The sequence below is a fragment of the Streptomyces sp. NPDC057638 genome, from assembly GCF_042800315.1.
Taxonomy (GTDB): Bacteria; Actinomycetota; Actinomycetes; order Streptomycetales; family Streptomycetaceae; genus Streptomyces.
Genome location: NZ_JBHVHF010000384.1, coordinates 1 through 6,400, shown reverse-complemented (window position 1 = coordinate 6,400; position 6,400 = coordinate 1). Strand labels below are relative to the sequence as shown.

4 protein-coding genes and 1 riboswitch are annotated in these 6,400 nt (G+C 71.2%); of the genes, 2 read left to right on the top strand and 2 right to left on the bottom strand.

Annotated features, from left to right (window positions below):
* Positions 1-288: 288 nt before the first annotated feature.
* Positions 289-486: a DUF5999 family protein gene (locus ACFVIM_RS31450; protein WP_384308652.1), complete on the top strand. Its 198-nt coding sequence runs from the start codon at positions 289-291 to the stop codon at positions 484-486.
* 208 nt (positions 487-694) lie between these two features.
* Here the strand turns inward: ACFVIM_RS31450 and gcvP are convergent, their stop codons facing one another.
* Positions 695-3,580 (bottom strand): aminomethyl-transferring glycine dehydrogenase, encoded by a 2,886-nt coding sequence (gcvP, locus tag ACFVIM_RS31445; protein WP_384308650.1) that lies wholly within the window; start codon positions 3,578-3,580, stop codon positions 695-697.
* Between the two features lie 178 nt (positions 3,581-3,758).
* A riboswitch (glycine riboswitch) is annotated at positions 3,759-3,856 on the bottom strand.
* A gap of 114 nt (positions 3,857-3,970) precedes the next feature.
* On the opposite strand from gcvP, the gene ACFVIM_RS31440 reads away from it, so the two are divergent.
* Positions 3,971-4,348: a PRC-barrel domain-containing protein gene (locus ACFVIM_RS31440; RefSeq protein ID WP_384308647.1), complete on the top strand. Its 378-nt coding sequence runs from the start codon at positions 3,971-3,973 to the stop codon at positions 4,346-4,348.
* Here the strand turns inward: ACFVIM_RS31440 and ACFVIM_RS31435 are convergent.
* A complete protein-coding gene (locus ACFVIM_RS31435; protein WP_384308645.1) occupies positions 4,264-6,360 on the bottom strand; it encodes a DNA polymerase IV in 2,097 nt (698 codons plus the stop codon). The two genes, ACFVIM_RS31440 and ACFVIM_RS31435, sit on opposite strands and share 85 nt — an antisense overlap.
* Positions 6,361-6,400 lie beyond the last annotated feature (40 nt).

Genomic DNA, 6,400 nt, shown 5'->3' with positions numbered 1-6,400 from the left:
CCCCGTGACCACTGAGTGGTCACGGGGCGCACACCTGTCCGTATGGACTAGTCCATCCCGGTCATGGTGAACCACCTAAAAGGACAGTCACCCACGGCTGAACCGTCCCGCTGGGTGATACGTCCTTAAGCAGTAAGAGGAGCTGCCGAAAAAGCCTGCGGATTGACGCCCGCGGGGCAACACTGGGGATGGGACCGAGAGATACGGGGGGCGGCCATGGACACCTCGTCGAGCCGCGCGACAGTCACCACTTCACTGCTCACCACATCACAGCGAAAGAACGCGCCCATGTGCCAGCACCAGCCATCGTGCCCGACATCCGACTCCGCCGACCGGGACGCCGCCCGCCTCATGGCGCACCACCCCGAGCAGGGCTGGAGCCTTCTGTGCAACGGTGTGCTGCTGTTCGAGGACACCGGCGAGCTGCTGCCGGATGGCAAGATCATCGCACCGCACCGGCCGCTCACGGCCATGACGGCGGCTTGAGCACCACCACAGACCCGCTCGCACACCAGGTAACGACCGACAGACCTCCGGGGAGACGATCACCCGGAGCGCCGCACCAGCGTCAGTCACCTCCTCGCACCATCAGGGGCCGGCCGGAGATATCCCTCCGTACCGGCCCCCACGTATGTCATCAGCCAGAGGCCGGGTGGGTGGCGGACGGTGCCGCCCGCCACCGACCCGGAATGGCTCAGCCCTCGTACTCGTCCAGCGGCGGGCAGGAGCAGACGAGGTTGCGGTCACCGAAGGCGCCGTCGATCCGGCGCACCGGCGGCCAGTACTTCTCCGTCCTGCTGACACCGGACGGGAAGACCGCCTCGTCCCGGCCGTAGGCGTGGTCCCACTCGCCACCCAGCGCGGCCGCCGTGTGCGGGGCGTTCCGCAGCGGGTTGTCCTCGGCGGGCCAGTGACCGGAGGCGACCTTCTCGATCTCCGCCCGGATCGCGATCATCGCCTCGCAGAAGCGGTCGATCTCGGTCAGGTCCTCACTCTCGGTGGGCTCGATCATCAGCGTGCCCGCGACCGGGAAGGACATCGTCGGCGCGTGGAACCCGTAGTCGATGAGCCGCTTGGCGATGTCGTCGACCGTGACACTGGTCTCCTTCGTCAGCGGACGGATGTCCACGATGCACTCATGGGCGACCAGCCCGGCCGGGCCGGTGTAGAGCACGGGGAAGTGCGGCTCCAGCCGCTTGGCGATGTAGTTCGCCGCGAGGACGGCGACCTGCGTGGCGCGCTTGAGCCCCTCGCCACCCATCATCCGGACATAGGTCCACGAGATCGGCAGAATGCCCGCAGACCCCCAGGGAGCCGCCGAGATCGGCCCGACCCCGGTCTCCGGGCCCGCCTCCGGCTGGAGCGGATGGTTCGGCAGATACGGGGCGAGGTGGGCGCGCACCGCGACCGGGCCGACACCGGGGCCACCGCCGCCGTGCGGGATGCAGAAGGTCTTGTGGAGGTTCAGATGCGAGACATCGCCACCGAACCGGCCCGGCTTGGCGAGCCCGACCAGCGCGTTCAGATTGGCCCCGTCGACATAGACCTGACCGCCCGCGTCATGGACCTGGGCGCAGATGTCGGAGACATGCTCCTCGAAGACCCCATGGGTGGAGGGGTAGGTGATCATGAGTACGGCCAGCTCATCGCGGTACCGCTCGATCTTGGCGCGCAGATCCTCGACATCGATCTCACCGTCGTCGGCCGTCTTGACGACGACGACCTTCATCCCGGCCATGACCGCGCTGGCGGCGTTGGTGCCGTGGGCCGAGGACGGGATCAGACAGACGGTCCGCTGCTCGTCACCCTGCGCGCGGTGGTAGGCGCGTACGGCGAGCAGCCCGGCGAGTTCGCCCTGGGAGCCCGCGTTGGGCTGGAGCGAGACCTTGTCATAGCCGGTGACCTCGGCGAGGCGGTCCTCCAGCTCATGGATGAGGGTGAGGAACCCGGCCACCTGGTCGACGGGCGCGAAGGGGTGGAGCTGGCCGAACTCCGGCCAGGTCACGGGCTCCATCTCGGCCGTCGCGTTGAGCTTCATGGTGCAGGAGCCCAGCGGGATCATGCCCCGGTCCAGCGCGTAGTCCCGGTCGGCGAGGCGGCGCAGATAGCGCAGCATCGAGGTCTCGGAGCGGTGCTGATGGAAGACCGGGTGGCCCAGATAGTCCTCGCCGCGCAGCAGTGTGTCCGGCAGCGCGTCGGCGGCGGTGGCGTCCAGCGCGTCGACATCGCCCTCGACACCGAAGGCGGCCCAGACGGTGTGGAGGTGGTCGCGGGTGGTGGTCTCGTCACAGGCGAGGGAGACCTGGGAGTCGTCGACCCGGCGGAGGTTGACCCCGCCCGCGCGCGCGGCGGCCACGACCGCGTCGGCCCGGCCCGGCACACGTACGGTCAGGGTGTCGAAGTAGCCGCCGTGGACGACCTCGACGCCGCCCGCGGTGAGCCCGGCGGCGAGCACCGCGGCCATGCGGTGGGTGCGCCGGGCGATGGTCCGCAGCCCCTCGGGGCCGTGGTAGACCGCGTACATGCCCGCCATCACGGCGAGCAGCACCTGGGCCGTACAGATATTGCTGGTGGCCTTCTCCCGGCGGATGTGCTGCTCACGCGTCTGGAGCGCCAGGCGGTACGCCTTGTTCCCGTCCGCGTCGACCGAGACACCGACCAGCCGTCCGGGCAGGCTGCGGGCGAACTTCTCCCGGACCGCCATGTAACCCGCGTGCGGGCCGCCGAAGCCCATCGGGACGCCGAAGCGCTGGGTGGTGCCGATGGCGATATCGGCGCCGAGCTCTCCGGGCGAGGTGAGCAGGGTCAGGGCGAGCAGATCGGCGGCGACGGTGACGACGGCGCCCAGTTCCTGGGCCCGCGCGATGACCGGCTTGAGGTCGCGCACCGCCCCGGAGGCACCCGGGTACTGGAGCAGCACGCCGAAGACCCCGCGCTCGGCGATCCCGGCGGGAAGGCCGTCGCTCAGATCGGCGCTGACGACCTCCACCCCGGTCGGCTCGGCGCGGGTCTGGATCACCGCGAGGGTCTGCGGCAGCACATCGGCGTCGACCAGGAAGACACCGCTCTTGACCTTGCCGACCCGGCGGGAGAGCGCCATGGCCTCGGCGGCCGCCGTGCCCTCGTCCAGCAGGGAGGCTCCGGAGGTGGGCAGACCGGTCAGATCGGCCACCATCGTCTGGAAGTTCAGCAGGGCTTCGAGACGGCCCTGGGAGATCTCCGGCTGGTAGGGCGTGTACGCCGTGTACCAGGAAGGGTTCTCCATGACGTTGCGCAGGATGACCGGGGGCGTGAACGTGCCGTAGTAGCCGAGTCCGATCATCGGCGCGAGCACACTGTTGCGGTCGGCGAGGGAACGGAGCTCGGCCAGCACCTCGGCCTCGGTGCGGGCCTCGGGCAGCCCCAGCGCCTCGGCGCTCTTGATGACATCGGGTACGGCGGCGGCGGTCAGCTCGTCCAGCGAGCCGTATCCCACCTGGGCCAGCATCTTGGCCTGCGCTCCGGCGTCGGGCCCTATATGGCGCTGCTCGAACGGAGTGCCTCGCTCCAGCTGGGCGAGCGGCATACGGTTGGCGGTCATCAGGCGGCCTCCTGGTCTCACGCGACCTACGAGGGGCACCACGGCGGATGCCCCGGACGGCCTCCCCCTCTGTCATCTCAACCTGAGAGCTTCACCGGGCCGCCCGCCTCGGCGCCCCGGCTTTCACCGTCGGTGAGAGCGGATGCCGTCCGACGCCCGCCCTGCTTTCCAGAGTGACCTCGTCCATGCGGTACAGGGTGCCTGAGAGATTCCGGGGAGGATTTGCTCCTTCGGCGCCACCGGCGGCCTGCCGGTGGACTCTCCCGCACGGGGTCAGCAGCCATTTGCCAGCCTACCAGCGCGTCTCCTCACCCTTCGCTCAAGTGGCCGAAGGCTCCGATGTGCACTTTCGTAGGGCTTAAGGAGCAGTTGCGACCTTTTGGAGGGACCGTGCAGACCGATATCGATCCGCGCAGCCTGATCGGCCGCAAGGTGTTCGACCGCGATGGCGCCAAGATCGGCACCGTCGATGAGGTGTATCTCGACGACGCCACGGGGGCACCCGAATGGGCGGCGGTCCGCACCGGACTCTTCAGCCGGGACGCCTTCGTGCCCCTCGCGCCGAGCAGTCTCGTCGCGGAGGCCCTCCGCGTCCCCTATGAACGCTCCCTGATCAGGGACGCCCCGGACTTCGGCGTGGGCCGCCATCTCTCCCCCGAGCAGGAGCTCCAGCTCTACCACCACTACGGTCTCGATCTCTCCTCCCCTCCCGCGCCGCCGCCGCGTGAGGACCGGTCCTTCGGCCGGATCGCGGGCGAGACGGAGTGATCCCTCCTGGCCCCGCCGGACGGCTCGACCGGCATCGGCCGCTCCCCCGCGTCCGGCCCGCCGGCACGGGGCCGCCTGGCATCTGACTCCCCGGCCCCCCGTTCGCCGACGCCCGGGGACCGGGAACCCCGTGCGGGGCGCTCACTCGTGGACCCGCTCGGTGACACCACCGCGCCGTCGCTCGTCCCGCCCTGCCCACCGCCGCCCGGGGCCGCCCCGGCCACGGGCACCAGGGGCAGCGGATCGGAGGGCCTCAGTTCCGGGTCGTTCACCCGGAAGGTCCGCACCCGCCCCGGCGCCGGGGAATCGGGGCGCTCGAAGCGGACCGTGACCCGGCCCACGCCGCTGCCCTGCACCCAGCCCACCCCGTGGACGGCGTGCTCCACATCCTGACCGGCGTGCCAGCGCCGCTCCCCGGCCTCCGACCCGGCGGCACCCGGCTCCGACCCGTCCGCGCCCGCCGGACCTGCGGGACCTGCCAGGGACGGTCGCGCGCCCGGGACGGCCGCCCCGCCCGCCGGCTCTCCGGTACGAGCGGCTGGTCCAGGCTGGTCCGGCTCCCGCGCGCCCTCGCCCGGAGCGGCGTCCGCGAACCCTCGTCCCCCTTCTCCTCCCGGTCGCACGGGATCCGCCGCACCACCGGCCGTCCCCTGCCCGGGGGCTCCGTCCCCCCGCCCCGCGTCCCCATCGGAGGGGGCCCCGCCGCCCGCCGCCACCACTCCGGCGCGGCGATCCGCCCCCGCCGTACCGGAAGAGGCGGGCGATCCTCCTGAGCGATCTTCTGGAAGGGCTGTCGACACCCCGGAGCGGTTCTCTCCCGGCCCGGACGGGCTCCCCGAGGGTTTCTCATCCACCACGGGCGGAACACCGCTACCAGCGGCCTCAGGGGCGGCCCTCCCGTCCCTGACCGCTATCCGCTCCCCGGCGGCCTGTGCCACCTGGGCGAAGAGGTCCTCCTGGGTGTAGTCGGCGAGGCCGGAGACCCCCACGCCAAGGAGCCGGACCCCACCCGTGGTGTCGACGGACTCCAGCAGCCGCGCCGCCGCCTCCCGCACCACCGTGGGATCGTCCGTGGGCCCCCGAAGCGTCTCCGACCTGGTCAGGGTGGAGAAGTCATACCGCCGCACCTTCACCACGATCGTGCGCCCGGAGTGACCGGAGGCCCGCAACCGCTCCACACAGCGCTCGGCGAGCCGCTCCACCTCGGCACGGATACGGATGCGGTCATGGAGGTCCACATCGAAGGTGTCCTCGACCGAGACCGACTTGGTGTCACGCTCTGCCACCACCGGCCGGTCGTCATGGCCCAGCGCCATGCTGTGGAGCGCGGTGCCGTGGGCCTTTCCCACCAGCCGAACCAGCTCGTCCTCCCCCGCCTCGACCAGCTCGGCACAGATGGTCAGCCCGGCCCGGCGCAGATGCTCCCCCGTCGCCGGGCCCACCCCGGGCAGGATCCGCACCGGCAGGGGGCCCAGCAGCTCCCGCTCGGTACCGGGTTCGATGAGCACCAGTCCATCCGGCTTGGCCTGCTCGGACGCGATCTTGGCCAGCATCTTCGAGCCCGCGAGACCCACCGAACCCGTGAGCCCGGTGACCTCTCTGATGTCGGTGCGCAACCGCTCGCCCACCGCGCGCGCCGTCACCGTGTCCCGGGCGGCTCCGGCGGCTCCCGTGGCCTCCAGGTCGACGAAGGCCTCGTCCAGGCTCAACGGCTCCACCAGCGGGGACAGCTCCCGCAGCAGCCCCATCACCTGCTCGCTGATGGTGCGGTAGAAGGAGAAGCGCGGTGTCAGACAGGCCGCGTTCGGCGCCAGCCGACGGGCCTGCGCCATGGGCATCGCCGAGTGCACCCCGAACCGGCGCGCCTCGTACGACGCTGTCGCGACGACCCCGCGCGGCCCGAGGCCTCCGACGATGACCGGCTTCCCGCGCAGACTCGGCTTCGCCGCCTGCTCGGCTGCGGCGTAGAAGGCATCCATGTCCAGATGCAGAATCGTCGGCGCGGATCTCACATCTCCGATGCTGCCCTACGCCACTGACAATGGCCCCACC

Bases quoted from the DNA above. Each gene is read 5' to 3' on its own strand.
- ACFVIM_RS31450 (WP_384308652.1), top strand. From the start codon at position 289: ATGTGCCAGCACCAGCCATCGTGCCCGACATCCGACTCCGCCGACCGG.
- gcvP (WP_384308650.1), bottom strand. From the start codon at position 3,580: ATGACCGCCAACCGTATGCCGCTCGCCCAGCTGGAGCGAGGCACTCCG.